This is a genomic window from Mycobacterium sp. NGS64 (assembly GCF_059812245.1).
In genome coordinates this window covers 1,163,109-1,186,031 of the sequence record NZ_JCALCI010000001.1, presented here as the reverse complement: position 1 = coordinate 1,186,031, position 22,923 = coordinate 1,163,109, and the positions used below count along the sequence as shown (strand labels likewise).

Annotated in this window: 31 protein-coding genes; 18 read left to right on the top strand and 13 right to left on the bottom strand. The window is 69.1% G+C overall.

The genetic code is table 11. The features are described from left to right. Positions 1-41: 41 nt before the first annotated feature. The gene (locus tag AC5Y4S_RS05955; protein ID WP_500030964.1) at positions 42-725 is read left to right on the top strand and encodes a potassium channel family protein; all 684 of its coding nucleotides are present in this window, start codon (positions 42-44) and stop codon (positions 723-725) included. After that, positions 722-1,396, top strand: coding sequence for a potassium channel family protein (locus AC5Y4S_RS05950; protein ID WP_500030963.1), 675 nt, complete (start codon positions 722-724; stop codon positions 1,394-1,396). Before AC5Y4S_RS05955 ends, AC5Y4S_RS05950 begins: the two co-directional genes overlap by 4 nt. Here AC5Y4S_RS05950 and AC5Y4S_RS05945 read toward each other — a convergent pair. Next, the gene (locus AC5Y4S_RS05945) at positions 1,393-2,037 is read right to left on the bottom strand and encodes a DUF3159 domain-containing protein (protein WP_500030961.1); all 645 of its coding nucleotides are present in this window, start codon (positions 2,035-2,037) and stop codon (positions 1,393-1,395) included. The two genes, AC5Y4S_RS05950 and AC5Y4S_RS05945, sit on opposite strands and share 4 nt — an antisense overlap. 23 nt (positions 2,038-2,060) lie before the next feature. Then, positions 2,061-2,429 (bottom strand): OB-fold nucleic acid binding domain-containing protein, encoded by a 369-nt coding sequence (locus tag AC5Y4S_RS05940; protein WP_068189609.1) that lies wholly within the window; start codon positions 2,427-2,429, stop codon positions 2,061-2,063. Positions 2,430-2,565: 136 nt separating this feature from the next. Here AC5Y4S_RS05940 and AC5Y4S_RS05935 point away from each other — a divergent pair, with 136 nt between their 5' ends. After that, a complete protein-coding gene (locus AC5Y4S_RS05935; RefSeq protein WP_500030959.1) occupies positions 2,566-3,264 on the top strand; it encodes an alpha/beta hydrolase in 699 nt (232 codons plus the stop codon). Between the two features lie 9 nt (positions 3,265-3,273). Here AC5Y4S_RS05935 and AC5Y4S_RS05930 read toward each other — a convergent pair whose 3' ends face one another. Next, positions 3,274-4,008 (bottom strand): DUF3710 domain-containing protein, encoded by a 735-nt coding sequence (locus AC5Y4S_RS05930; RefSeq protein ID WP_500030957.1) that lies wholly within the window; start codon positions 4,006-4,008, stop codon positions 3,274-3,276. Then, positions 4,008-4,460: a dUTP diphosphatase gene (gene dut, locus AC5Y4S_RS05925; RefSeq protein WP_068107290.1), complete on the bottom strand. Its 453-nt coding sequence runs from the start codon at positions 4,458-4,460 to the stop codon at positions 4,008-4,010. The genes AC5Y4S_RS05930 and dut overlap by 1 nt, the downstream gene beginning before the upstream one ends. Before the next feature lie 48 nt (positions 4,461-4,508). Here dut and AC5Y4S_RS05920 point away from each other — a divergent pair, with 48 nt between their 5' ends. Further along, positions 4,509-4,994, top strand: coding sequence for a DUF3093 domain-containing protein (locus AC5Y4S_RS05920; protein ID WP_068107288.1), 486 nt, complete (start codon positions 4,509-4,511; stop codon positions 4,992-4,994). Positions 4,995-4,998: 4 nt separating this feature from the next. On the opposite strand, the gene AC5Y4S_RS05915 is transcribed toward AC5Y4S_RS05920, so the two are convergent. Next, positions 4,999-5,301: a DUF4193 domain-containing protein gene (locus AC5Y4S_RS05915; protein WP_036468275.1), complete on the bottom strand. Its 303-nt coding sequence runs from the start codon at positions 5,299-5,301 to the stop codon at positions 4,999-5,001. A gap of 180 nt (positions 5,302-5,481) precedes the next feature. On the opposite strand from AC5Y4S_RS05915, the gene cei reads away from it, so the two are divergent. Then, positions 5,482-6,132: an envelope integrity protein Cei gene (cei, locus tag AC5Y4S_RS05910; protein ID WP_500030954.1), complete on the top strand. Its 651-nt coding sequence runs from the start codon at positions 5,482-5,484 to the stop codon at positions 6,130-6,132. 3 nt (positions 6,133-6,135) lie between these two features. On the opposite strand, the gene AC5Y4S_RS05905 is transcribed toward cei, so the two are convergent. Beyond that, on the bottom strand, positions 6,136-7,002 hold the full coding sequence (locus AC5Y4S_RS05905) for an inositol monophosphatase family protein (RefSeq protein WP_500030951.1): 867 nt from the start codon (positions 7,000-7,002) through the stop codon (positions 6,136-6,138). Between the two features lie 101 nt (positions 7,003-7,103). Between AC5Y4S_RS05905 and ppgK the strand changes: the two genes are divergently transcribed. The 3 genes from ppgK (at position 7,104) to AC5Y4S_RS05890 (ending at position 10,190) form a co-directional block, all read left to right on the top strand. Next, entirely contained in the window at positions 7,104-7,910 is an 807-nt protein-coding gene (gene ppgK, locus AC5Y4S_RS05900) for a polyphosphate--glucose phosphotransferase (RefSeq protein ID WP_500030949.1), read from the top strand. A 178-nt stretch (positions 7,911-8,088) separates the two neighbouring features. Next, positions 8,089-9,651: an RNA polymerase sigma factor gene (locus AC5Y4S_RS05895; protein WP_500030947.1), complete on the top strand. Its 1,563-nt coding sequence runs from the start codon at positions 8,089-8,091 to the stop codon at positions 9,649-9,651. Positions 9,652-9,731: 80 nt separating this feature from the next. Then, the gene (locus AC5Y4S_RS05890; RefSeq protein WP_500030945.1) at positions 9,732-10,190 is read left to right on the top strand and encodes a universal stress protein; all 459 of its coding nucleotides are present in this window, start codon (positions 9,732-9,734) and stop codon (positions 10,188-10,190) included. Positions 10,191-10,204: 14 nt separating this feature from the next. On the opposite strand, the gene AC5Y4S_RS05885 is transcribed toward AC5Y4S_RS05890, so the two are convergent. Beyond that, positions 10,205-10,624, bottom strand: coding sequence for a nuclear transport factor 2 family protein (locus AC5Y4S_RS05885; protein ID WP_500030943.1), 420 nt, complete (start codon positions 10,622-10,624; stop codon positions 10,205-10,207). Positions 10,625-10,802: 178 nt separating this feature from the next. Between AC5Y4S_RS05885 and AC5Y4S_RS05880 the strand changes: the two genes are divergently transcribed. After that, the gene (locus AC5Y4S_RS05880; protein ID WP_500030941.1) at positions 10,803-11,180 is read left to right on the top strand and encodes a RidA family protein; all 378 of its coding nucleotides are present in this window, start codon (positions 10,803-10,805) and stop codon (positions 11,178-11,180) included. On the opposite strand, the gene AC5Y4S_RS05875 is transcribed toward AC5Y4S_RS05880, so the two are convergent. Continuing rightward, positions 11,165-11,530 (bottom strand): DUF952 domain-containing protein, encoded by a 366-nt coding sequence (locus AC5Y4S_RS05875; RefSeq protein WP_500030939.1) that lies wholly within the window; start codon positions 11,528-11,530, stop codon positions 11,165-11,167. The genes AC5Y4S_RS05880 and AC5Y4S_RS05875 overlap by 16 nt on opposite strands. Positions 11,531-11,638: 108 nt before the next feature. Between AC5Y4S_RS05875 and AC5Y4S_RS05870 the strand changes: the two genes are divergently transcribed. Both AC5Y4S_RS05870 and AC5Y4S_RS05865 read left to right on the top strand, forming a co-directional pair. Beyond that, positions 11,639-11,824 carry a DUF7455 domain-containing protein gene (locus AC5Y4S_RS05870; RefSeq protein ID WP_067156959.1) on the top strand — a complete coding sequence of 62 codons (186 nt, stop codon included), beginning with the start codon at positions 11,639-11,641 and terminating at the stop codon, positions 11,822-11,824. A 65-nt stretch (positions 11,825-11,889) separates the two neighbouring features. Then, positions 11,890-12,876, top strand: coding sequence for a YihY/virulence factor BrkB family protein (locus AC5Y4S_RS05865; RefSeq protein ID WP_500030937.1), 987 nt, complete (start codon positions 11,890-11,892; stop codon positions 12,874-12,876). On the opposite strand, the gene AC5Y4S_RS05860 is transcribed toward AC5Y4S_RS05865, so the two are convergent. Continuing rightward, complete coding sequence (locus tag AC5Y4S_RS05860; RefSeq protein WP_067325558.1) at positions 12,877-13,116, bottom strand: DUF3039 domain-containing protein; 240 nt, start codon at positions 13,114-13,116, stop codon at positions 12,877-12,879. A gap of 45 nt (positions 13,117-13,161) precedes the next feature. Between AC5Y4S_RS05860 and AC5Y4S_RS05855 the strand changes: the two genes are divergently transcribed. The 3 genes from AC5Y4S_RS05855 to AC5Y4S_RS05845 all read left to right on the top strand — a co-directional run bounded on the left by AC5Y4S_RS05855 (position 13,162) and on the right by AC5Y4S_RS05845 (position 15,506). Next, positions 13,162-13,563, top strand: coding sequence for a DUF3099 domain-containing protein (locus AC5Y4S_RS05855; protein WP_081665528.1), 402 nt, complete (start codon positions 13,162-13,164; stop codon positions 13,561-13,563). Between the two features lie 148 nt (positions 13,564-13,711). Continuing rightward, complete coding sequence (sigB, locus tag AC5Y4S_RS05850) at positions 13,712-14,671, top strand: sigma-70 family RNA polymerase sigma factor SigB (RefSeq protein WP_500030934.1); 960 nt, start codon at positions 13,712-13,714, stop codon at positions 14,669-14,671. Positions 14,672-14,810: 139 nt separating this feature from the next. Beyond that, positions 14,811-15,506, top strand: coding sequence for an iron-dependent transcriptional repressor DtxR (locus AC5Y4S_RS05845; protein WP_500030932.1), 696 nt, complete (start codon positions 14,811-14,813; stop codon positions 15,504-15,506). A 23-nt stretch (positions 15,507-15,529) separates the two neighbouring features. Here AC5Y4S_RS05845 and AC5Y4S_RS05840 read toward each other — a convergent pair whose 3' ends face one another. Next, a complete protein-coding gene (locus AC5Y4S_RS05840; RefSeq protein ID WP_500030929.1) occupies positions 15,530-16,588 on the bottom strand; it encodes a DUF4192 domain-containing protein in 1,059 nt (352 codons plus the stop codon). A 114-nt stretch (positions 16,589-16,702) separates the two neighbouring features. Here AC5Y4S_RS05840 and sthA point away from each other — a divergent pair, with 114 nt between their 5' ends. Next, positions 16,703-18,109: a Si-specific NAD(P)(+) transhydrogenase gene (sthA, locus tag AC5Y4S_RS05835; RefSeq protein WP_500032177.1), complete on the top strand. Its 1,407-nt coding sequence runs from the start codon at positions 16,703-16,705 to the stop codon at positions 18,107-18,109. 1 nt (position 18,110) lies between these two features. On the opposite strand, the gene AC5Y4S_RS05830 is transcribed toward sthA, so the two are convergent. Continuing rightward, a complete protein-coding gene (locus AC5Y4S_RS05830; RefSeq protein WP_500030926.1) occupies positions 18,111-18,938 on the bottom strand; it encodes a trypsin-like serine peptidase in 828 nt (275 codons plus the stop codon). A 217-nt stretch (positions 18,939-19,155) separates the two neighbouring features. Here AC5Y4S_RS05830 and AC5Y4S_RS05825 point away from each other — a divergent pair, with 217 nt between their 5' ends. From AC5Y4S_RS05825 to AC5Y4S_RS05815, 3 genes are read left to right on the top strand one after another with little or no spacing between them, the layout of a single operon-like run. Continuing rightward, positions 19,156-20,127 (top strand): proteasome assembly chaperone family protein, encoded by a 972-nt coding sequence (locus AC5Y4S_RS05825; RefSeq protein WP_500030924.1) that lies wholly within the window; start codon positions 19,156-19,158, stop codon positions 20,125-20,127. 46 nt (positions 20,128-20,173) lie between these two features. After that, positions 20,174-21,205, top strand: a complete 1,032-nt coding sequence (locus tag AC5Y4S_RS05820; RefSeq protein WP_500030922.1) for an alpha/beta fold hydrolase — start codon at positions 20,174-20,176, stop codon at positions 21,203-21,205. Positions 21,206-21,238: 33 nt separating this feature from the next. Then, positions 21,239-21,925 (top strand): PhzF family phenazine biosynthesis protein, encoded by a 687-nt coding sequence (locus AC5Y4S_RS05815; protein WP_500030920.1) that lies wholly within the window; start codon positions 21,239-21,241, stop codon positions 21,923-21,925. 2 nt (positions 21,926-21,927) lie between these two features. Here AC5Y4S_RS05815 and AC5Y4S_RS05810 read toward each other — a convergent pair whose 3' ends face one another. Both AC5Y4S_RS05810 and nrdR read right to left on the bottom strand, forming a co-directional pair. Beyond that, positions 21,928-22,413, bottom strand: a complete 486-nt coding sequence (locus AC5Y4S_RS05810) for a peroxynitrite isomerase (protein ID WP_500030918.1) — start codon at positions 22,411-22,413, stop codon at positions 21,928-21,930. 10 nt (positions 22,414-22,423) lie between these two features. Next, positions 22,424-22,903 (bottom strand): transcriptional regulator NrdR, encoded by a 480-nt coding sequence (nrdR, locus tag AC5Y4S_RS05805; RefSeq protein ID WP_068107252.1) that lies wholly within the window; start codon positions 22,901-22,903, stop codon positions 22,424-22,426. Positions 22,904-22,923: the final 20 nt, after the last annotated feature.

The following is a 22,923-nucleotide window of genomic DNA, read 5'->3' as shown; positions in this document are numbered from 1 at the left end:
CAATGTTCGTCGACGGGCCGAATCCGCCGGAAGGACCTCATGTGCGCGTGGTTGTGATGGGTTGCGGCCGGGTGGGCTCGTCATTGGCCGGCGGGCTCTCCCGCATCGGCCACGACGTGGCGGTCATCGACCGCGACAGCACGGCGTTCAACCGGCTCAGCCCCGAGTTTGCGGGCGAGCGGGTGCTGGGGCAGGGCTTCGACCGAGACGTCCTGCTGCGGGCCGGCGTCGAGGGGGCCGATGCCTTCGCGGCGGTGTCGTCCGGGGACAACTCCAACATCATCTCGGCCCGGCTGGCCCGGGAAACCTTCGGTGTCCGGCGCGTTGTCGCCCGGATCTACGACGCGAAGCGCGCCGAGGTCTACGAGCGCCTCGGGATTCCCACCATCGCCACGGTGCCGTGGACCACCGACCGCCTGCTCAACCTGCTCACCCGGGAAGGCGAGACCGCCAAGTGGCGGGACCCGACCGGCACCGTCGCCGTGGCCGAGGTCGACCTGCACGAGGACTGGGTGGGGCACCGCGTCACCGAGTTGGAGCAGGCCACCGGCGCGCGCGTCGCGTTCGTCATCCGGTTCGGCACGGGCGTGTTGCCGGAGCCGAAGACGGTCATCCAGGCCGGCGACCAGGTCTACATCGCCGCCATCTCCGGCCGCGCCGCCGAGGCGGTGGCCATCGCGGCGCTGCCGCCCAGTGAGGACCTCGAGGCGGGAGCCGTCAAGTGAAAGTAGCCGTCGCCGGGGCGGGCGCGGTCGGCCGCTCGGTCACTCGCGAGCTCATCGAGAACGACCACGACGTCACCCTGATCGAACGCAACCCCGACCACGTCGACGTCGACGCCATCCCGGCCGCGCACTGGCGCCTGGGCGACACCTGCGAGCTGAGCCTGCTGCAGTCCATACACCTGGAGGATTTCGACGTCGTCGTCGCCGCGACCGGAGACGACAAGGTCAACGTGGTGCTCAGCCTGTTGGCCAAGACGGAGTTCGCCGTGCCCCGGGTAGTGGCCCGGGTCAACGATCCGCGCAACGAATGGCTGTTCACCGACGCGTGGGGCGTGGACGTGGCGGTGTCCACGCCGCGGATGCTGGCCTCGCTGATCGAGGAGGCCGTGGCCGTCGGTGATCTGGTGCGGCTCATGGAATTCCGTCGCGGGCAGGCCAACCTGGTCGAGATCACCCTTCCCGACGACACGCCCTGGGGCGGCAAGCCGGTGCGCCGGCTGCAGCTGCCGCGGGACGTCGCGCTGGTGACGATCCTGCGCGGCCCGCGGGTGATCGTGCCGGAGGCCGACGAGCCGCTCGAGGGCGGCGACGAACTGCTCTTCGTCGCGGTCACCGAGTCGGAGGAGGAGCTGCAGAAGCTCCTGCTGCCGGAAGCGGAGTCCGCCGGCTAGTCCGCGGTCTCCGCGGCGCCGGCTTCGTCGGGGGCCGGCAGGGCGCGCTGCACCGACCTGATCGCCGCGTACGTCGCCACCGCCGCCAGCACGGTCAGCGGCCAACCCATCGCGATCCGCGCCACCCCGAGCCACCCGGTCTGATCGGCGTCGTAGAGCAGCCGCTGGACCACGAATCGCGCGGCGAACACCACGGTCCAGCACAGCGTGGCGATGTCGAACGCATACACGGCCCGCGACACGGCGCGCCAGGCGCGGTCACGGCCGGTGGCCCAGCTCCACGCGTAGCCGACCAGCGGCCGACGGATCAGCACCGAGACCGCGAAGACCACCGCCCACAACAGCGACATCCAGATGCCAAGCAGGAAATAGCCCTTCGACTGCCCCACGAGGTAGGCGATCAGCGCGCAGACGGCGACGCCGATGAAACCCGACAACGCCGGCTGGGTGGATTCCCGGCGAATGAGCCGCCATACCAACACCAGTGCCGCCACGCCGAGCGCGGACGCGATGGCGGCCACCAAACCGGACAGGCTGGACACCGCGACGAAGACGACCACCGGCAGCGACGAGTAGATCAGGCCGCTCACCCCGCCCACCTGGGTCAGCAGCCGCTCCGGGGCAACACGATTAGTGGTCACGGTTCCCCGATCGCCGGGGACGGTCACCGTTGAATTTCGTAGTGCGGGTTGTAGATCGCCTTGGTCCCGTTCTCGAGCTTGCCGACCCGCCCGCGCACCCGAAGCGTGCGGCCGGAGTCGATGCCGGGGATGCGGCGCTGGCCCAGCCACACCAGCGCGACCGTGTCGGTGCCGTCGAACAGTTCCGCGCGGACCCCGCCGGAACAACCCTTGCCGTTCGTTTCCACGCTGCGCAGGGTGCCGATCATGGTGACCTCCTGGCCACGCTCACAATCGATCGCACGCTGCGCGCCGGCGCTGTCGACTTCGTCCGACAGCTCTTCGGAATCGCGTTGCTCCGGGTCCTCCGTCAATCGACGGGTGAGCCGGCGCAGATACCCTTGGGCCCCCATGGCCCCTCCTGACACTGGTGATAAAGCTTCGGCGCTTTCTCTATGCCAACGGACACCGTAGACCTGTTGGTTCCCCGGTGCCAACAGAACGAAACGTGATGTTGGACGCTCTGCAAGGGCCGGGCAATATCGAAGGGTGACTGTCGATCTGCGGGGTGTCGCGACGGTGTTGTTGGCCGGAACCGGCTCCGACGACGACTACGTCCACCGGGCGTTTTCCGGGCCGTTGCGCGATGTCGGCGCCACGTTGGTCGCCCCGTCGCCGCGTCCGGATCGGCTGATCGACGGGTACCTGTCGGCGTTGGACGACGCGGCGCGCGACGGGCCGATCGGCGTCGGCGGCGTGTCGATCGGCGCGGCCGTGGCGACCGCGTGGGCGCTGGCCCATCCCGAGCGCACGGTCGCCGTCCTGGCCGCGCTGCCCGCGTGGGCCGGCGCCCCGCGGGATGCGCCTGCCGCACTGGCGGCGCGACACTCGGCGGCGCAGCTGCGCGCCGACGGTTTGGCGGCCACGACGACGCAGATGCGGGCGTCCAGCCCGTCGTGGTTGGCCGACGAGCTGACCCGGTCCTGGCGCGCCCAATGGCCGCTATTGCCCGACGCGATGGACGAGGCGGCGGCCTACGTCGCGCCCAGTTGCGCCGACCTGGCCCGGCTGGCCGCGCCGCTGGCGGTAGCCGCGGCGGTCGACGACCCCATCCACCCGCTGCAGGTGGCCGTCGATTGGGTCGCCGCAGCACCGCGGGCGGCGCTGCGGACCGTGACACTAAATCAGATCGGCACCGACACCGCCGCGCTGGGCGCCGCCTGCCTGGCCGCGCTGGCCGAGCTGTAGTCCAGGGGACTAGCCGCCGGTCGTCGTGCGCAGCTGCTGCATCGCCGATCCCTCGGCGCTGCGGCGGGCCGCCGGCTCGTCGGGCGGCTGCTGCTCCTGGGCCTGCTGCTGCTGGGCGGCCGCGGCCGCCCGCAATTGTTCGGCCATCGGCTCGGGCAGCTGCACCGGCAACGGCGTGCGCACCGGCAGCGGTGTGTCGCCGCGGCGAACCACGGTGTCCGCCAACGCCGTTCGCGCCTCACGCTCCAGCGCCTCCATGGTCTCGTGCGACCCGTTGACGACGCAGCGGATCATCCAGCGGTACCCGTCGACCCCGATGAAGCGCACCACGCCCTGGGCGGTGCCGACCACCTCGCGGCCCCACGGGCCGTCCTTGATGCTGACCTTCGCCGAGTCCTTGCGCAGCGACTCGGCGAGCTCACCGGCCACCTCGCGCCACAGGCCGCCCGTCTTGGGGGCCGCGTAGGCGGCGATCGTGAACCGGCCGTTGGCCGTGACCACCCACACCGCGCTGGGCACGCCGGTCTCGGTCAGCTCGACCTGCAGCTGGCCGGCCTCCGGCATGGGGATGAGCACCGAACCCAGGTCGAGGCGGGCCAGCTCGGCGACCGCCGGGTCGTCGAAGTCGTCGATGTCGAACGGGCCCTCGAGCTCGTCCTCGAACTCTTCGTCGACCGGATCCGCGGCGGCTTCCGTCTCGACCGCGTCATCGCTGTCGTCTTTGCCTGATCTACCAAGTGCCATCACAAACTCGCATGTCCGCCGGAGGAACCGTGACCACCATCGCCACGGGATGTTTCGGCCAGCCCGGCCTCGTCGAACGACGACACCTCGACCAGCTCGACCAATTCGACCCGCTGCACCAGCAATTGGGCGATCCGGTCGCCGCGGTGCACCACGATCGGCTCCGCCGGGTCGAGGTTGATCAGCGAGACCTTGATCTCGCCGCGATAGCCGGCGTCGATGGTGCCCGGGCTGTTGACGATCGAAAGCCCCACCCGCGCAGCCAATCCCGAGCGGGGATGCACCAACCCCACCATCCCGAACGGAATGGCGACCGCGACGCCCGTTCGCACCAGCGCCCGCTGCCCCGGATCCAGCTTGACGTCTTCCGCGCTGTACAGGTCGACCCCGGCGTCGCCGTGGTGGGCGCGACTGGGCAGCGGAAGCTCGGGGTCGAGGCGCACAACTTTCATTTCAAAGCCAGACTGGTCGACACGGGGCCACAGACTACCCTTGACCGCGTGTCTGCTACCCGCGTCGCGCCGCACAATGTGCGATATCGCGAACGCCTTTGGGTGCCATGGTGGTGGTGGCCATTGGCTTTCGGGCTGGCGGCGCTGATCGCTTTCGAAGTCAACCTCGGTGTTCGGTCCCTGCCCGACTGGCTGCCGTACGCAACGCTGTTCGTGGTGGCCGCCGGGACGCTGCTGTGGCTCGGCCGCGTCGAGATCCGCGTCACCGCGGACCCGGCCGCCCCGGGCGGGGTCGAACTGTGGGCCGGCGAGGCACACCTGCCGGTCACGGTCATCGCCCGTTCCGCCGAGATAGCGCCCACCGCGAAGTCGGCGGCACTCGGGCGTCAGCTCGACCCGGCGGCCTACGTCCTGCACCGGGCATGGGTCGGCCCGATGGTTCTTGTGGTCCTCGATGACCCAGACGACCCCACGCCGTACTGGCTGGTGAGCTGCCGCCACCCGGAGCGGGTGCTGTCGGCATTACGCAGCTGACCGTTCAGGCTGCGCAGTCGGTACAGATCATCACGCCGTTCTTCTCGCTGGCGAGACGGCTGCGGTGTTGAACCAGAAAGCAGCTCGAGCAGGTGAACTCGTCAGCCTGCTTGGGGATGACGCGAACGGACAGCTCCTCGCCGGACAGGTCGGCGCCAGGCAGTTCGAAATTCTCGGCGGATTCAGATTCGTCCACGTCGACCACGGCCGAGGCCGCCTCGTTCCGCCGTGCTTTGAGCTCCTCCAGCGAGTCTTCCGAGACGTCGTCCGTCTCGGTGCGCCTCGGAGCGTCATAGTCGGTAGGCATATCAATCCCGCCCTATCCCCTCAACAGGCCTCGTTAACCTCAAGCAACGCTTTGTACCAGCGTCGAACGCATCCACCAAATGATTCGTGCCCGTATCCCCCACCATTAAGGTGTGATTTACGTCACATCCCCGAATTGACCCTTGTCTTGAATCTCAAACGGTGCAGTTAGAGTTCCCCTGTGGTCGCGCAAATCACCGAGGGTACCGCTTTTGACAAGCATGGACGCCCCTTTAGGCGCCGAAACCCGCGGCCCGCCATCGTCGTCGTGGCGCTGCTGGTGGTGGCGACCGCCGTGGTGTGGACGGTGGCGCTGACCCGGCCGGCGAAGGTGCACGAGGCCGTGGTGTGCAACCCGCCGCCGCAGCCGCCCGGCTCGGCCGCGCCGCAACTCGGTGAGCAGGTCTCCCGCAGCGCCATGGTCGACGTCAACCCGGCCAAACTCGCCGACACCAAGGTCCGCGTCCTCAACGCCAGCGGCCGCGGCGGGCAGGCCGGCGACGTCGCCGGCGCGATGAAGGACCTCGGCTTCGCCCAGCCGACCGCCGCCAACGACCCCCTCTACGCCGGCACCCGGCTGAACTGCGTGGGCCAGATCCGGTTCGGCACGGCCGGGCAGGCGACCGCGGCCGCCGTGTGGCTCGTCGCGCCGTGCACCGAGCTGTTCAACGACAACCGCGCCGACGACTCCGTCGACCTGGCCCTCGGCACGGAGTTCAGCGCGCTGGCGCACAACGACAACATCGACGCGGTGCTGGCCAGCCTGCGACCCGGTGCCACCGAACCGTCGGATCCCGCACTGCTGCAAAAGATTCACGCCAGCAGCTGCTGACCCCTATTCCGGCAGCGGCGCCAGGCCGTCGAAACGCTGCAGCGCGGCCAGCAGCTCGTCGGCGATTCCGGGGGCGGCGGCCACCACCAACCCTTCGCTGCCCACCGGGCCGTTCGGCTCGGGCACCAGGACGCGGGCGCCCGCCTCGGCCGCGATCAGCGCGCCGGCCGCGCGGTCCCACACCTGCAGCCCGTGCTCGTAGAAGGCGTCCAACCGGCCCGCCGCGACCATGCACAGGTCCAGCGCCGCGGAACCGATGCGGCGCACGTCGCGCACCGCCGGCAGGATGTGCGCGAACAACGCCGCCTGGCTCGCGCGGCGCCGCCGTGAATAACCAAACCCGGTGCCCAGCAACGCCATCGACAAATCGTCGACGGCGGTGCAGCGCAGCGGCCGCGTCCCGCGATCGTCGGTGACGTGCGCGCCGAGGCCGGTGGCCGCCGAGTAGACGCGCCCGGCGACGACGTCGGCGACCGCCCCCGCCACCGACACGCCGTCGATCTGCGCGCCCACCGACACCGCGTAGGCGGGGATGCCGTAGACGAAATTCACTGTGCCGTCGATGGGATCGAGCACCCAGGTGACCGCGCCGGACTGCGCGTCAGCGGGCCCGCCGCCCTCCTCCCCGAGGATCGGGTCGCCGGGCCGCAGTTGGGCCAACCGGTCCCGCAACAGCCGCTCGGTCTCGGTGTCGACGACGGTCACCGGGTCGGTCGGTGTGGTCTTCGACCGCACCGCGCCACTGGCCGCGACCGATGCCGTCGGGCCGAACACCTCGGCGCGCCGGCGCCGTACGAACTCGGCGGCCTCGGCGGCCAACTTTTCGGCCACCGAACGCAGTTGCGCGGGCTCCTTATCAGGTCGCGTCACCGGTCCATCGCATCACAGACGGCACGGCCGCGCAGACCCCCAGCCGGGGTACCGGTGGAGCTAAGGTGATCGGACAGGCCAAGTCTCGCCGAGGAGTTTCGATGACCAGCACCGACTCGATCACGGGCGCGCCACCCGACGCGGCCACCGGCAAGCCGCAGCGCCGGGGGTTCGGCGTCGACGTCGGCGGCAGCGGCATCAAGGGCGGCATCGTCGACATGGACACCGGGCTGCTGATCGGCGAACGCATCAAGGTGCTGACCCCCCAACCGGCGACGCCGCAGGCGGTCGCCAAGGCCATCGCCGAGGTCGTCAACGGGTTCGGGTGGACCGGGCCCCTGGGGGTGACCTATCCCGGCGTCGTCACCCACGGCGTCGTGCAGACGGCGGCCAACGTCGACAAGGCGTGGATCGGAACCAACGCGCGGGACGTGATCAGCGCCGAACTCAACGGCCAGGACGTGACGATCCTCAACGACGCCGACGCGGCCGGGCTCGCCGAGGAGCGCTACGGCGCGGGCCGCGAACAATCGGGCCTGGTCGTGCTGCTCACGTTCGGCACCGGGATCGGGTCCGCGGTCATCCACAACGGGACCCTGATTCCCAACACCGAATTCGGCCACCTCGAGGTCGGTGGCAAGGAGGCTGAGCAGCGCGCGGCGTCGTCGGTCAAAGAACGCAACGGCTGGAGCTACGAAAAGTGGACCCACCAGGTCACCCGGGTGCTGGTGGCCATCGAAAACGCGATCTGGCCGGATTTGTTCATCGCCGGCGGCGGCATCAGCCGCAAGGCCGACAAATGGCTGCCGCTCCTGGAAAACCGCACCCCGGTGGTGGCCGCCGCCTTGCAAAACACCGCCGGCATCGTCGGCGCGGCGATGGCCGCCACCTCGGACGTGACGCACTGAATTTTGCCCGGTAGGCCGGTAGGAGCGCGCGCTGTCGTTACAATGGTCCTCGGCGACCGCCCGACTGAAAGCGTGCGAGCACTCACGCTGATCTCCAACGCCGACATTCGACATAGCAGACACTTTCGGTTAACCATGCCCAAACCCACCGAAAGTGCGTCCGACCGAAGGGGTGTAAGTGGCAGCGACCAAGGCAAGCCCGGCGACCGATGAGCCGGTGAAACGCACCGCCACGAAGTCTCCATCGTCCCCCGCCAAGCGCTCGCCGGCGAAGGCCGCCAATGGCGCCGCCGCCCCGGCGAAACGGGCCGCCAAGGCCGCGCCGCGGGCCGCCAAGTCCGCCCGGGGACCCGAGGCCACAGCGCCCGACGAGGCCCCGAAGAAAGCCCGCTCCGCGGCCAAGGGCGCCAAGGCGCCGTCCGGCCGCGGCACGAAGGCGGCGGCCAAAGGCGCGAAGGACGGCGACGCCGACCTCGAGCTCGACGCCGACGCCCAGGTCGAGGTCGAGGATCTCGACGCCGAGCCGGACCTCGAGGTCGAGCCCGTCGAGGACCTGGACATCGACGCCGACGACCTCAACCTCGACGACCTCGAAGTCGACGTGGCCGCCGACGGCGAAGAGGCCGACCTCGAGGCGGACGACGCCGAGGACGGCGAGGAGGAGGCGGCGGCCGCGCCCGCCGCGAAGACCAAGACCGCCGCCGCCGAGGAAGAGGAAATCGCGGAGCCCTCCGAAAAGGACAAGGCTTCCGGCGATTTCGTCTGGGACGAAGACGAATCCGAGGCGCTGCGCCAGGCCCGCAAGGACGCCGAGCTCACCGCGTCCGCGGACTCGGTTCGCGCCTACCTCAAGCAGATCGGCAAGGTGGCGCTGCTCAACGCGGAGGAAGAGGTCGAGCTCGCGAAGCGCATCGAGGCCGGACTGTACGCCACGCAGCTGATGGCCGAGCACGCCGAGCGCGGCGACAAACTGCCCGCCGCCCAGCGCCGCGACATGATGTGGATCTGCCGCGACGGCGACCGCGCGAAAAACCATCTGCTGGAAGCGAACCTGCGCCTCGTGGTGTCGCTGGCCAAGCGCTACACCGGCCGCGGGATGGCTTTCCTCGACCTCATCCAGGAAGGCAACCTGGGCCTCATCCGAGCGGTCGAAAAGTTCGACTACACAAAGGGATACAAGTTCTCCACCTACGCCACGTGGTGGATCCGCCAGGCCATCACCCGGGCGATGGCCGACCAGGCGCGCACCATCCGCATCCCGGTCCACATGGTCGAAGTGATCAACAAGCTGGGCCGCATCCAGCGCGAGCTGCTTCAGGACCTGGGCCGCGAGCCCACGCCCGAAGAGCTGGCCAAGGAAATGGACATCACGCCCGAAAAGGTGCTCGAGATCCAGCAATACGCGCGCGAGCCGATCTCGCTGGACCAGACCATCGGCGACGAGGGCGACAGCCAGCTCGGGGACTTCATCGAGGACAGCGAGGCCGTGGTGGCCGTCGACGCGGTGTCCTTCACGCTGCTGCAGGACCAGTTGCAGTCGGTGCTGGAGACGCTGTCCGAGCGCGAAGCCGGCGTAGTACGGCTGCGCTTCGGGCTCACCGACGGCCAGCCGCGCACCCTGGACGAGATCGGGCAGGTTTACGGCGTGACCCGCGAGCGCATCCGCCAGATCGAATCCAAGACCATGTCAAAGTTGCGCCACCCCAGCCGTTCTCAGGTCTTGCGCGACTACCTGGACTAGCCCGCCGCTGCCCGCCGACTCGGGTGCGCAGATTTTCGGTATGGCTCGAAGAATCACGTCGGCCTTACACTGGGTGGGCTATGAGCGCGTATCACACCGTGGTGGTCGGCACCGATGGCTCGGAATCGTCGCTGCGTGCAGTGGACACCGCAGCCGCGATTGCCGCGGATCACGGCGCGAAATTGATCGTTGCGACCGCGCATCTCCCCGTCCCCGAGGAAAAGGGCCGCTACGCCATCCCGCCGGGCAGCGATCATGGTCAGGACTACCGGACGGTGGGGCAGGCGCCCTACTACGCAATCCTGCAGAACGCCAGGGAGCGGGCGCACCAGGCCGGGGCCAAGACCGTGGAGGAAAGGCCGGTCATCGGTGCCCCCATCAACGCGCTGGTGCAGCTGGCCGAGGAAGTCCGTGCCGACCTGCTGGTCGTCGGCAACGTCGGACTCAACAGCGTCGCCGGGCGGCTGCTGGGGTCGGTCCCGTCCGAGGTCTCCCGCAGGGCCAGGACCGACGTGCTGATCGTCCACACCTCCGGCTGAGGCAGCTGGTCTCGTTAAGCACGGCCCAAACCCTCGAGTCGATCCAGCGCCCCGCTCGGGTCGTAGTAGAGCTCCTGGCGCGCGATCCGGCCACCGCGGTAGCGGTAGACCACAACGTAGGTGGAGCGCAGGCGCTGGCCGCCCTGGTCCCAGTCGAATTCGACGCGCACGAACGCCGTGTGGGCGCCGATGGCGTAATCCACCGCCTCGTAGCGGATTTCCGCGCAACCCTCAATGGTGAGCGCGATGAACTCGAGCGTGCGCTCGACGCCCTCGATCGGGGACGGCCAGTCGAAGAGGCGCACCGTCGGGCTCACATACACGACGTCGGGCTGATACAGGTCCCGCGCGATCGACAGGTCGCCGGCCGCGAACGCCCGCGCGAAACACGCCTCCTGCGCAAGGAGCGCGTCCTCCGAGATGCCTGGCGTCATCGCGCCACCCCGACGACCACGAAAACGCCTTGGGCCGTGCGGATTCCGAGGTTCGGTGTGCCGATGTTGACCCGCGTCACGGCCAACGCGGCTGCTTTACCCACACAGCACTCCTACCACCGGCGGCCGCACGCGTAAAGACTTTGGTGGCCAAGCCAATCGCGCGTACCGTGACCGCATGTCAACCAACCGCACAATGGTGTCGTCCGGCTCCGACTTCGAGTCGGCGGTGGGCTATTCGCGGGCGGTCCGTGTCGGCCCGCACGTGGCGGTGGCCGGGACGACCGGCGCCGGACCCGCGGGTGACATCGCCGCCCAGACCCGAGACGCGTTGCGCCGCATCATGATTGCGCTCGAGCAGGCGGGTGCCGGGCTCACCGACGTGGTACGCACCCGCATCTACGTGACCGACATTTCGCGCTGGCGTGAGGTCGCCGCGGTGCACGCCGAGTTCTTCGGCGAGATCCGTCCGGTCGCGACCATGGTCGAGGTGTCGGCGCTGATCGCCCCAGAGCTGCTGGTGGAGGTCGAGGCCGACGCCTACGTCGACTCCTGAGGCGCGGCCGGAGGGAAGGTGCCGTCCGCGGCAGGCGGATAAGCGGTGACCCCGATCACAGCACGCACGGGCAGCGGGCCGTACAGATGCGGGAACCGCATGGACTGCGGGTCCGTTGCCACCCCGGGCTCCCAGCGCACCGGCGATTCCAGCAGTGCCGGGTCGATGTGCAGCAGGACCAGGTCGTCGCGGCCGCGGTAGAGCCGATTGGCGGGCAGATGCACCTGCTCGGGCGTCGACAGGTGGATGAACCGCGAGCCCCCGGCTCCCGGCGCGTCGGGCGAAATCCCGCCCCGATCGCGGGCGCGGGACCACTCCTCGCGCCCGCACAGGTGCACCAGAACGGTCACGGTCGCTCAGCTTAAAACCCGTGAGAAACGACACACCCGATAACGATCGGGGAACAAGGCGAAAACGCCACACGTCTGAGACAGTGAATGAACGAGAACGGAGAAGCCATGTACGCAACTCTGACCAGTCCCGAGCTCACCAGAGCGGACCGCTGCGATCGCTGCGGTGCCGCCGCTCGAGTCCGCGCCAAGCTGCCTTCCGGACTTGAGCTTCTCTTCTGCCAGCACCACGCGAACCAGCACCAGTCGAAGCTGACCGAGCAGGACGCCGTGCTGGAGGTCAGCGAAAGCTAGTCGCGCCGAACTCACCCCTGGCCAATGTGGGCTGCGCGGGCGGTCATCGGTAATGCTGGACGGGTATGAGCGTCCAAGCCGCGCGGCCGTCGCGCCACCACGTCCGGCGAATCAGTCTTAGAACCCTGGCCAAGAGCTGGGACGACTCCATTTTCTCCGAGTCTGCCCAGGCGGGATTCTGGACGGCGCTTTCCACCCCGCCCCTGCTGTTGGGAATGCTGGGCAGCTTGGCCTACGTGGCGCCGCTGTTCGGAAAGGACACGCTGTCCGCGATCGAGAAGAGCATCATCTCGACCGCACACAGCTTCTTCTCGCCGAGCGTCGTCAACGAGATCATCGAGCCCACCATCCGCGACATCACCGCCAACGCGCGCGGTGAAGTGGTGTCGCTCGGATTCTTGATCTCGTTGTGGGCGGGATCGTCGGCGATCTCGTCGTTCGTCGACGCCGTGGTCGAGGCCCACGACCAGACCCCGCTACGACACCCGGTGCGACAGCGGTTCTTCTCGCTGTTCCTGTACGTGGTGATGCTGGTCTTCGTGGTGATCGCCGCGCCGGTGATGGTGGTGGGACCGCGCAAGGTGAGCGAACACATCCCGGTCGGACTGGCCAACGTGCTGCGCTACGGCTACTACCCGGCGCTGATCCTCGGGCTGATGATCGGCATCATGGTGCTGTACCGGGTGGCCCTGCCGGTGCCGCTGCCGAGCCACCGGCTGGTGCTGGGCGCCATCCTGGCCACGGCGGTGTTCCTGATCGCCACGCTGGGCCTGCGCTTCTACCTGCGGTGGATCACCAGCACCGGTTACACCTACGGCGCGCTGTCCACGCCGATCGCGTTCCTGCTGTTCGCATTCTTCGGCGGCTTCGCGATCATGCTCGGCGCCGAGCTGAACGCCTCCATCCAGGAGGAATTCCCCGCGCCGAGGACCCATGCCCACCGGCTGCGCAACTGGCTGCTGACGCGCCGGACCGCCCCCAAGCGGGTAGTCGACTTGCCCGCGGGGCCGGCAGCGCCGTCCGACGTCGCGACGGCCGAGCCGCCGGCCTGATCAGTCCTTCTTGAGCCGCTCGTAGATCCGCTTGCACTCCGGGCAGACCGGGGAGCCGGGCTTGGCCGCCCGGGTGACGGGAAACACCTCGCCGCACAGCGCGACGACGTGGCTGCCCATGACGGCGCTCTCGGCGATCTTGTCCTTCTTGACGTAGTGGAAGTACTTCGGGGTATCGCTGCCGGTCCCGTCGTCGACGCGTTCGTCGGTCTCGGTGCGTTCGATCGTCTGGGTCTGCATGCCTCACATTGTGCCCCCTGACTCGCCGGTACCGGAATCGATTGGTTGTGGGACAGTGGAGATATGAAGCGCGGCGAAGAGCCAGGGTTCGACGGCTTCGACGACACCAGCCGTCCCGTCCTGATCACCTCCGCCGCGCCCTCCTACGAGGAGGAGCACCGCGCCCGGGTGCGGAAGTACCTGACGCTGATGGCGTTTCGGATCCCGGCGCTCATCCTGGCCGCCGTCGCCTACGGCGCCTGGCACAACGGCCTGATCTCACTGCTCATCGTGGCGGCCTCGGTGCCGTTGCCGTGGATGGCCGTGCTGATCGCCAACGACCGGCCACCGCGCCGCTCCGACGAGCCGAGGCGGTTCGACCAGACGCGGCGGCGCACCCCCCTGTTCCCCACCGCCGAGCGCCCGGCGCTCGAACCGCGGCGACCGCACCACGACGGTTCCGGCTAGCCCCCAAGGGGCGCACTTCTCAGGACATTCTCAGGTCGTCGGCACATCTGTGCACGTCAAGGCGTGTGAGATCACGCGCGGGCGGGAACTCCCAGGGCGGATTCATCGTTAGACGTCATGACAGTGCAAAGCCGAACGGGAGGTCGCTATGGCGAATGCCAGCACAAGCAGGATCGACGGCGATCTGGATGCTCAAAGCCCCGCCGCGGACCTGGTGCGCGTGTATCTCAACGGCATCGGCAAGACGGCGTTGCTCAACGCGGCGGGTGAGGTAGAGCTGGCCAAGCGGATCGAAGCCGGCCTGTATGCCGAGCATCTGCTGGAAACGCGTAAGCGCCTCGGCGAGAACCGCAAACGCGACCTGGAGGCCGTCGCGCGCGATGGCCAGGCGGCGCGCCGCCACCTGCTGGAAGCGAACCTGCGGCTGGTGGTTTCGCTGGCGAAGCGTTACACGGGTCGGGGCATGCCGCTGCTGGACCTCATCCAGGAGGGCAACCTCGGTCTGATCCGCGCGATGGAGAAGTTCGACTACACAAAGGGATTCAAGTTCTCCACCTACGCCACCTGGTGGATCCGCCAGGCCATCACCCGCGGCATGGCCGACCAGAGCCGCACCATCCGGCTGCCGGTCCACCTCGTCGAGCAGGTCAACAAGCTGGCGCGGATCAAGCGGGAGATGCACCAGAACCTCGGGCGCGAAGCCACCGACGAGGAACTCGCCGCCGAATCCGGCATCCCGGTCGAGAAGATCAACGACCTGTTGGAGCACAGCCGCGACCCGGTGAGCCTGGACATGCCCGTCGGCTCCGAGGAGGAGGCGCCGCTCGGTGACTTCATCGAGGACGCCGAGGCGATGTCGGCCGAGAACGCGGTGATCGCCGAGCTGCTGCACACCGACATCCGCAGTGTGCTGGCCACTCTCGACGAGCGCGAGCACCAGGTCATCCGGTTGCGCTTCGGCCTGGACGACGGCCAGCCGCGCACGCTGGATCAGATCGGCAAGCTGTTCGGTCTGTCCCGCGAGCGGGTCCGTCAGATAGAGCGCGACGTGATGTCCAAGCTGCGCAACGGCGAGCGGGCCGAACGGTTGCGCTCGTACGCCAGCTGATCCCGCCAGAGCCTGTAGCAAGTCGGTATGCCCGTCGCGCGAGCGGCGGGCATACTGCTTGCCTGGGGACATCCGCAAGAGGCGTTGGGCCCATTCTTGCAGCTGGCCAAGTAGACTCAGCGTCAATGGAGGGTGCTGGATGAACGAGCTGGTTGATACCACCGAGATGTACCTGCGGACCATCTACGACCTCGAAGAAGAGGGCGTGACGCCGCTGCGTGCCCGGATCGCCGAACGCCTCGAACAAAGCGGGCCGACCGTCAGCCAGACCGTGTCCCGCATGGAGCGGGACGGCCTGCTCCACGTCGCCGGGGACCGCCACCTGGAGCTCACCGACAAGGGCCGCGCGCTGGCCATCTCCGTGATGCGCAAGCACCGCCTCGCCGAACGACTGCTCGTCGACGTCATCGGGGTGCCGTGGGAGGAAGTGCACGCCGAGGCATGCCGGTGGGAGCACGTGATGAGCGAGGAAGTCGAGCGCCGGCTGGTGAAGGTGCTCAACGACCCGACCACCTCGCCGTTCGGCAACCCGATCCCGGGCCTGTTGGACCTCGGTGTGGGCCCCGATTCCGGCGCCGACGGCATCAACCTCGTCCGGTTGACGGAGCTGCCCGCCGGATCCCCGGTCGCGGTGGTCGTGCGCCAGCTCACCGAACACGTCCAGGGCGACATCGATCTGATCACCCGCCTCAAGGACGCCGGCGTCGTTCCGAACGCCCGGGTCACCGTGGAGACCAGCCCGTCGGGTGGCGGGGTCACGATCCTCATTCCCGGCCACGAGAACGTCACCCTGCCGCACGAGATGGCGCACGCCGTCAAAGTCGAGAAGGTCTGAGCGGCTAGCACCGATCGCCGCCGCTATCCCGCGCGGCGCCCGAACGCCCGTCGCGGCGGCAGCCGTACCCCCAGCCGCTTGGCCAGCCGGTAGCCGGTGGCCGCCAGTTTCCGGATGTCATCGGGCTTCATGCCGGACTGCAACGCCTGATCCAGCATCCCCGCCATCCGGTGGTCGGGGTCACACCGCAGCGCGGCGTCCAGCGACACCCCGGCGAGCGGGCCGTCGCCACGGGCGTACGCGCTGAACGCGAGCAGCACCAGGGCCTCGACCCGCCAGGGCGGCGGCAGGCGGCGCGCCAGCAGCGCCCACAGCGACTCGGCCTCCCCCGCCCAGTCGCCGACCGCCAGGGCGTAGAGCGTGTCCCGCACCTCGACGTCGCTCAGCGCGCAGCCCAACGCCGCCAGCTCGGCGGCGGACAGCGTTTCGCCGCCGGCGACGCGTGCGGCCACGGCCATCGCGTCTTGCACGTCGCGGCGCGCGCACCCGGTGGGGTCGGCGCGATGGGCCACGTCGCGCCGCGCCGCCTGGCGCCGGACCGCGTCGGCCAACTCGGCGGCGCCCGCCGGGTCGTCGACCGCGATGACGGCCTGCAGGTCGGCGCGCCGGCGGTAGAGCCGCCGGCCGTCGAGCACCGCCGCCGCGGCCAACGGCGACGCCGACGGGTCGTCGACGAAGCCGCCGGAGCCGCAGCCGTCCACGCAATGCCAGCGCCCGCCGCGGGCCACCCGATCCACCACGTGCGCCGCATAGAGTTGAATTCCCCGCTGCGACAACGCCTCTGCCAGCTCGTCGCACAGCAGCCGGTATTCCTCGTTGCACCCCGGGCAGTGCGCGCAGTCCGCGTCGACGATCACCGCGATCGCCGCCTGGGGCCTGGCGGCGGCGACGACTTCGGCCAGGTGCCCGACGCGGTCGACGAGTTCCTGACAGAGGTCGACCCGCATCACGGCCCCCAGTTCCCCGCCTTCCAGGGACACCAGGACCAATGAATTCTCCGGAACGAAGCCGAGAACGGCCGGTAGCGCCGCGATCAGCGCGCCGGGGCGATTGAGCTTGAAATCAGGTTGATGCGTCGTCATGGGCACCAACGCTGACGGGCGGCACCGTCGGGCCGTCCCCCCGCGACGGGATCGGGCCGCTCGTCTGTGGAGAAAGTCTGGACTGTGGGCCTTATCGTCTATGCCATGGGTTCGATGCAGGAGTACGACATCGTCGTGATCGGTTCGGGGCCGGGCGGCCAGAAGGCCGCCATCGCCTCGGCCAAACTAGGCAAATCCGTCGCCATCATTGAACGGGGCCGAATGCTTGGCGGTGTCTGCGTCAACACGGGCACGATCCCGTCAAAAACGTTGCGCGAGGCGGTGCTTTACCTCACCGGGATGAATCAGCGCGAGCTCTACGGGGCCAGCTACCGCGTCAAGGACCGGATCACCCCGGCCGACCTGCTGGCGCGGACCCAGCACGTGATCGGCAAGGAAGTCGACGTGGTGCGCAACCAGCTGATGCGCAACCGGATCGACCTGCTGGTTGGTCACGGCCGCTTCGTCGACCCGCATACCGTCGTCGTGGAAGACCCGGGCCGCCGCGAGATGACCACTGTCAGCGGCGAATTCATCGTCATCGCCACCGGCACCCGGCCGGCGCGGCCGTCCGGCGTCGAGTTCGACGAGGAACGGGTGCTCGACTCCGACGGCATCCTCGACCTCAAGACGCTGCCGGGCTCGATGGTCGTCGTCGGCGCCGGCGTGATCGGCATCGAGTACGCATCGATGTTCGCCGCCCTGGGCACCAAGGTCACCGTCGTCGAGAAGCGCGACGACATGCTGGACTTCTGCGACCCCGAGGTGGTCGAGGCGCTCAAATTCCACCTGCGCGACCTGGCGGTGACGTTCCGGTTCGGCGAGGAGGTCACCGCCGTCGACGTCGGTGCCGCGGGCACCGTCACCACGCTGGCCAGCGGCAAGCAGATTCCCGCCGAGACGGTCATGTACTCCGCCGGCCGCCAGGGCCAGACCGATCACCTCGACCTGCAAAACGCCGGCCTCGAGGTCGAGGGCCGCGGGCGGATCTGGGTCGACGACAAGTTCCGGACCAAGGTGGAGCACATCTACGCCGTCGGCGACGTCATCGGGTTCCCCGCCCTGGCCGCGACCTCGATGGAACAGGGCCGGCTGGCCGCCTACCACGCGTTCGGGGAAGCGTGCGAGGGCATCACCGACCTGCAGCCCATCGGCATCTATTCGATCCCCGAGATCTCCTACGTCGGGGCCACCGAGGTGGAGCTGACCAAGAACGCGGTCCCTTACGAGGTCGGGGTGGCGCGGTACAAGGAGCTGGCCCGCGGCCAGATCGCCGGCGACTCCTACGGCATGCTCAAGCTGCTGGTGTCGACCGACGACCGCAAGCTGCTCGGGGTGCACATCTTCGGGACCAGCGCCACCGAGATGGTGCACATCGGGCAGGCCGTGATGGGCTGCGGCGGGACGGTCGACTACCTGGTCGACGCGGTGTTCAACTATCCGACGTTCTCGGAGGCCTACAAGGTGGCCGCGCTGGACGTGACCAACAAGATGCGGGCGCTGTCGCAGTTCCGCCGCTGAGCTAGCAGCTGTCGTCGAGGTCGCCCGGCACCCGGTCGCCGGGGCCGCCGGCCTCGGCGCGGGCCAGCAGCTGGGCGGTTTGGGCGTCGAACGGCGCCGAGTAGGACACGTTCGCGGCGCACCCGCCGCGTTCGAAACCGCCGATCAGCCCGGTGAGCGTGGTGCCGCTCACCCACGGCGCCCCGCTGGTGCCGTCCACCAGGCCCTCGCACGCCAGCGAGGGAAAACCGCTGTCGTTGACCGAGGTGCTGGCCTGGCAGCCGATCGGCGAGCCGCCCACGCCGGCCGCATACCCCAGCACGGTGACGTGGCTGCCCGGGGGCGGCGCGACGCCCAGCGTCAGCGCCAGGCCGACGTACGACTCGACCGATCCGCCGGCGTCGTTGCTGACCCGGGCGATCGCGTAGTCCGCGTGCGGATCCTTGCCCGATATCCAGCGCGGATCCAGGTAGACGGCGTCGGCCTTCCACACGTCGGCGGGCGCGGGCGCCGCGTCACCGGCGAGACCGGGAACGAAGGTCATCTTGGCCGCACCGGCCAGGCAGTGCGCCGCGGTGATCATGAGATTCCCGGTCGCCGAATGGATTACGGAACCCGTGCAGACGTGCAGCGGGCCGTCGTTGATGAAGATCGCGCCGACGCGCCGGTCGGGGTCCACCGGACCCGCGACCGCCTTCTGCTGGGGCTGGCTGAGCCGCTGGACGAGCGGCCCGGTGGCCACGGGGACGGACACCACCGGGCGCGCCGCAGGCTCGGCCGGCCGGGTGCACGACGTCAACAACGTCAGCAGGCCGACCCCCGAGCACAGCAGCAGCGTCCGTATGCGCATTTCGTGTCCATCATGCCTGACCACGGCGTGTCGGGCAGACCACATCCCCTCCCCGCGCGCCGCCGCGTTTGCTGGCCGACATGCGGATTACGTTCGCGGGTTGGGGCGTTTCGACGGTGAAGACTGCAGGGTGTTAGCTGTTCCATTGTTGGTGCCCGCTGATTCGGGGGACACTGGTCAGGGCACCCTGGAGAACCCCCCGAAAGGAGGAGACCCGATGGCCCGCGATCAAAACCAAGGCGACGAGTACGACCAGCCAGGACAGTCCGGCATGTACGAGCTGGAGTTCCCGGCGCCCCAGTTGTCGACGGCCGACGGCCGCGGCCCGGTTTTGGTGCACGCCTTGGAGGGCTTCTCCGACGCCGGCCACGCGATACGGCTGGCCGCCACCCACCTGAAGGCCGCGCTGGACACCGAGCTGGTCGCGTCGTTCGCGATCGACGAACTACTGGATTACCGCTCGCGGCGGCCGCTGATGACGTTCAAGACCGACCACTTCACCAGCTACGACGATCCGGAGCTGAGCCTCTACGCCCTGCGCGACAGCGTCGGCACGCCGTTTCTGCTGCTGGCCGGCATGGAACCCGACCTGAAGTGGGAGCGTTTCATCACCGCGGTGCGCCTGCTGGCCGAGCGGCTGGGTGTACGGCGCACGATCGGCCTGGGCACCGTCCCGATGGCGGTCCCGCACACCCGCCCGATCACGCTGACCGCCCATTCCAACGACAAGGAACTGATCGCCGACTTCCAGCCCTGGATCTCGGAGATCCAGGTCCCCGGCAGCGCGTCCAACCTGCTGGAATACCGGATGGCCCAGCACGGTCACGAGGTCGTCGGGTTCACCGTGCACGTCCCGCACTACCTGACGCAGACCGACTACCCGGCGGCCGCGCAGGCGCTGCTGGAGCAGGTGGCCAAGAGCGGATCGCTGGAGCTGCCGCTGTCGGCGCTGACCGAAGCCGCGGCGGAGATTCGCGCCAAGATCGACGAGCAGGTGCAGGCGAGCGCGGAGGTGGCTCAAGTGGTGGCCGCGCTCGAGCGCCAGTACGATGCCTTCATCGACGCTCAGGAGAACAGGTCGTTACTAACTCACGACGAGGATCTCCCCAGCGGCGACGAGCTTGGCGCAGAGTTCGAGCGATTCCTTGCCCAACAGGCAGAGAAGAAGAACGACGACGACCAGGCGTGAGGACTCAAAACGCCCATAGCCCGGGCCGACACCAAGGTTGGCGGAGATGACCGAGCGGAAGCGCAAGAGCAACCTTCGCCCAGTGCGTGAAGTCACGGCGCCCACGCTCGAGTTCCGCACCATTCACGGCTACCGGCGGGCCTTCCGCATCGCCGGTTCCGGGCCGGCGATTCTGCTGCTCCACGGCATCGGCGACAACTCCACCACCTGGAATGCCGTGCAGGCCAAGCTCGCCCAGCGGTTCACCGTCATCGCCCCCGACCTGCTGGGCCACGGGAAATCCGACAAGCCGCGCGCCGATTACTCGGCGGCCGCCTACGCGAACGGCATGCGCGACCTGCTGTCCGTCCTCGACATCGAACGGGTGACCATCATCGGCCACTCGCTGGGCGGCGGCGTGGCCATGCAATTCGCCTACCAGTTCCCGCATTTGGTCGACCGGCTGATCCTGGTCGCCGCGGGCGGCGTCACCAAGGACGTCAACGTCGTCTTCCGGCTGGCCTCGTTGCCGTTGGGCAGCGAGGCGCTGGCGCTGCTGCGGCTGCCCCTCGTGCTGCCGGCGGTTCAGCTGGCGGGGAAGCTGGCCGGGCTGGCGATCGGGTCGACCGCGCTGGGCCACGACCTGCCCAACGTGCTGCGCATCCTCGACGACCTGCCGGAGCCGACGGCGTCGGCGGCGTTCAGCCGCACGCTGCGGGCGGTCGTGGACTGGCGGGGGCAGATCGTGACGATGCTGGACCGATGTTATTTGACGGAGGCCATCCCCGTGCAGATCGTCTGGGGCACCAAGGATGTGGTGGTTCCGGTCCGGCACGCCTGGATGGCGCACGCCGCGATGCCCGGCTCGCGTCTCGAGATCTTCGAGGGTTCGGGCCACTTCCCCTTCCACGACGACCCGGCCCGCTTCATCGACGTCGTCCAGCGCTTCATCGACAGCACCGCGCCCGCCGAATACGACCAGGCCGCCCTCCGCGCGCTGCTGCGCAGCGGGGGTGGCGAGAAGGCGGTCACGGGCCCGGCCGACACCCGCGTCGCCGTCCTGAACGCCATGGGCTCCGACGAGCGCAGCGCCACCTGATAAACACGTTGACCCGCGCCGTACAGTCGGGTCATGGGCATCGACGTCACGGTGTTACGGGTTTTCACCGACACGGACGGCAATTTCGGTAATCGCCTCGGTGTGGTTGACGCCGCCGCGGTACCGCCCCCGGACCGGCAGCGGCTGGCGACCCAATTGGGCTACGCCGAAACGGTTTTCATCGATCTTCCGGCCGCCGGCTCGGCCACCGCGCACGCGAGGATTTACACCCCGCGCGTCGAACTTCCGTTCGCCGGGCACCCGACCGTCGGCGCGTCGTGGTGGCTGCGCGACAACGGTACGCCGATCAAGACGCTGCACGTGGGGGCCGGCCTCGTGCAGGTGAGCTATCAGGGCGACCTGACCGGCGTCAGCGCCCGCTCGGAGTGGGCACCGGAAGTGGCCATCCACGAATTCGATTCGGCCGACGACGTTCTCGCCGCCGACCCGGCCGACTTCCCGGACGACACCGCGCACTACCTGTGGGCCTGGGTCGACCGGGACGCCGGGACTCTGCGCACCCGCGGGTTTTTCGCGAACCTCGGGGTGCCGGAGGACGAGGCGACCGGCTCGGCGGCGATGCGGCTCACCGACTACCTCAGCCGCGACCTGCGCATCACCCAGGGCAAGGGCTCGTTCATCGAAACCGCGTGGAACGCTGAGGGCTGGGTCGGGGTGGCCGGGCGCGTCGTCAACGACGGTGTCCGACGGGTCGGCTGAGGTCAGCCCTGCCGGTGCAGGACGGCCACGAGGTGGTCCTGCAGGGGCTGCCCCACGCCGCCCATGCGCAGCGTGTAGGACAGCTCGTCGCCGTCGATGCGCAGCGAACGGCCAAGGGCGGTAACCTCTTTGGCGCTCGGCGCCAGCCCGATCGCCGTGCTCGACAGCTCCACCTCGATGAGGCCGTCGGTCACGGCGTAGGTCCCGGTTTCGATCTCGGTGATGCCGTTCGGGTGGGCGACGATCAGCTCCACGCTGCCCGGCCGGGGCACGCGAAAATACCCCGTTTCGCCGTGTAGGGGCCTGCCGTCGGCCACCGCCTTGGTCTTTTGCCCGTAGGCCAAGAACGGCTTGCCGACGTGGGAGAAGACGACTTCCTCGAGATATTCGAACGGCTGGATCGTCGGGTAGAAGCCCGAGCCGCGGCCGGACCAGGTCCCCAGCAGGGGTGCCAGCGCCTCCAGATCGGGATGCAGGTCGGGCGGCATGGACGCCAGCCTAGCGAGTGGCCGGCTCCGGATCCGTCGGCGCGTTGCGGTGCGCGCGCAGCGCCTCGATCTCGCGCTCGAAGTCCTCGGCGGAGGAAAACGACCGGTACACCGAGGCGAACCGCAGGTAAGCCACCTCGTCGAGGTCGCGCAGCGGGCCGAGGATGGCCAGGCCGACCTCGTGGCTGGGCACCTCGGGCGACCCGGCCGCGCGAACGGTGTCTTCGACTTGCTGGGCAAGCAGGTTCAGCGCGTCGTCGTCGACCTGGCGGCCCTGGCAGGCCCGCCGCACGCCGCTGATGACCTTCTCCCTGCTGAAGGGTTCGGTGACGCCGCTGCGTTTGACCACGGCCAGCACGGCGGTTTCGACGGTGGTGAAGCGCCGCCCGCATTCGGGGCAGGAGCGTCGGCGCCGAATCGCCTGGCCTTCATCGGTTTCGCGCGAGTCGATCACCCGGGAATCCGGATGGCGGCAGAACGGACAGTGCATGACCGCTCCTTCGCCGTGCT

Coding starts and splice junctions, on each gene's coding strand:
- AC5Y4S_RS05940 (WP_068189609.1), bottom strand. CDS start 2,429: ATGGGGGCCCAAGGGTATCTGCGCCGGCTCACCCGTCGATTGACGGAG.
- AC5Y4S_RS05930 (WP_500030957.1), bottom strand. CDS start 4,008: ATGGCACTTGGTAGATCAGGCAAAGACGACAGCGATGACGCGGTCGAG.
- dut (WP_068107290.1), bottom strand. CDS start 4,460: ATGAAAGTTGTGCGCCTCGACCCCGAGCTTCCGCTGCCCAGTCGCGCC.
- AC5Y4S_RS05915 (WP_036468275.1), bottom strand. CDS start 5,301: ATGCCTACCGACTATGACGCTCCGAGGCGCACCGAGACGGACGACGTC.
- ppgK (WP_500030949.1), top strand. CDS start 7,104: ATGACCAGCACCGACTCGATCACGGGCGCGCCACCCGACGCGGCCACC.
- AC5Y4S_RS05890 (WP_500030945.1), top strand. CDS start 9,732: ATGAGCGCGTATCACACCGTGGTGGTCGGCACCGATGGCTCGGAATCG.
- AC5Y4S_RS05885 (WP_500030943.1), bottom strand. CDS start 10,624: ATGACGCCAGGCATCTCGGAGGACGCGCTCCTTGCGCAGGAGGCGTGT.
- AC5Y4S_RS05880 (WP_500030941.1), top strand. CDS start 10,803: ATGTCAACCAACCGCACAATGGTGTCGTCCGGCTCCGACTTCGAGTCG.
- AC5Y4S_RS05870 (WP_067156959.1), top strand. CDS start 11,639: ATGTACGCAACTCTGACCAGTCCCGAGCTCACCAGAGCGGACCGCTGC.
- AC5Y4S_RS05865 (WP_500030937.1), top strand. CDS start 11,890: ATGAGCGTCCAAGCCGCGCGGCCGTCGCGCCACCACGTCCGGCGAATC.
- AC5Y4S_RS05860 (WP_067325558.1), bottom strand. CDS start 13,116: ATGCAGACCCAGACGATCGAACGCACCGAGACCGACGAACGCGTCGAC.
- sigB (WP_500030934.1), top strand. CDS start 13,712: ATGGCGAATGCCAGCACAAGCAGGATCGACGGCGATCTGGATGCTCAA.
- AC5Y4S_RS05845 (WP_500030932.1), top strand. CDS start 14,811: ATGAACGAGCTGGTTGATACCACCGAGATGTACCTGCGGACCATCTAC.
- AC5Y4S_RS05840 (WP_500030929.1), bottom strand. CDS start 16,588: ATGACGACGCATCAACCTGATTTCAAGCTCAATCGCCCCGGCGCGCTG.
- sthA (WP_500032177.1), top strand. CDS start 16,703: ATGCAGGAGTACGACATCGTCGTGATCGGTTCGGGGCCGGGCGGCCAG.
- AC5Y4S_RS05830 (WP_500030926.1), bottom strand. CDS start 18,938: ATGCGCATACGGACGCTGCTGCTGTGCTCGGGGGTCGGCCTGCTGACG.
- AC5Y4S_RS05825 (WP_500030924.1), top strand. CDS start 19,156: ATGGCCCGCGATCAAAACCAAGGCGACGAGTACGACCAGCCAGGACAG.
- AC5Y4S_RS05820 (WP_500030922.1), top strand. CDS start 20,174: ATGACCGAGCGGAAGCGCAAGAGCAACCTTCGCCCAGTGCGTGAAGTC.
- AC5Y4S_RS05815 (WP_500030920.1), top strand. CDS start 21,239: ATGGGCATCGACGTCACGGTGTTACGGGTTTTCACCGACACGGACGGC.
- AC5Y4S_RS05810 (WP_500030918.1), bottom strand. CDS start 22,413: ATGCCGCCCGACCTGCATCCCGATCTGGAGGCGCTGGCACCCCTGCTG.
- nrdR (WP_068107252.1), bottom strand. CDS start 22,903: ATGCACTGTCCGTTCTGCCGCCATCCGGATTCCCGGGTGATCGACTCG.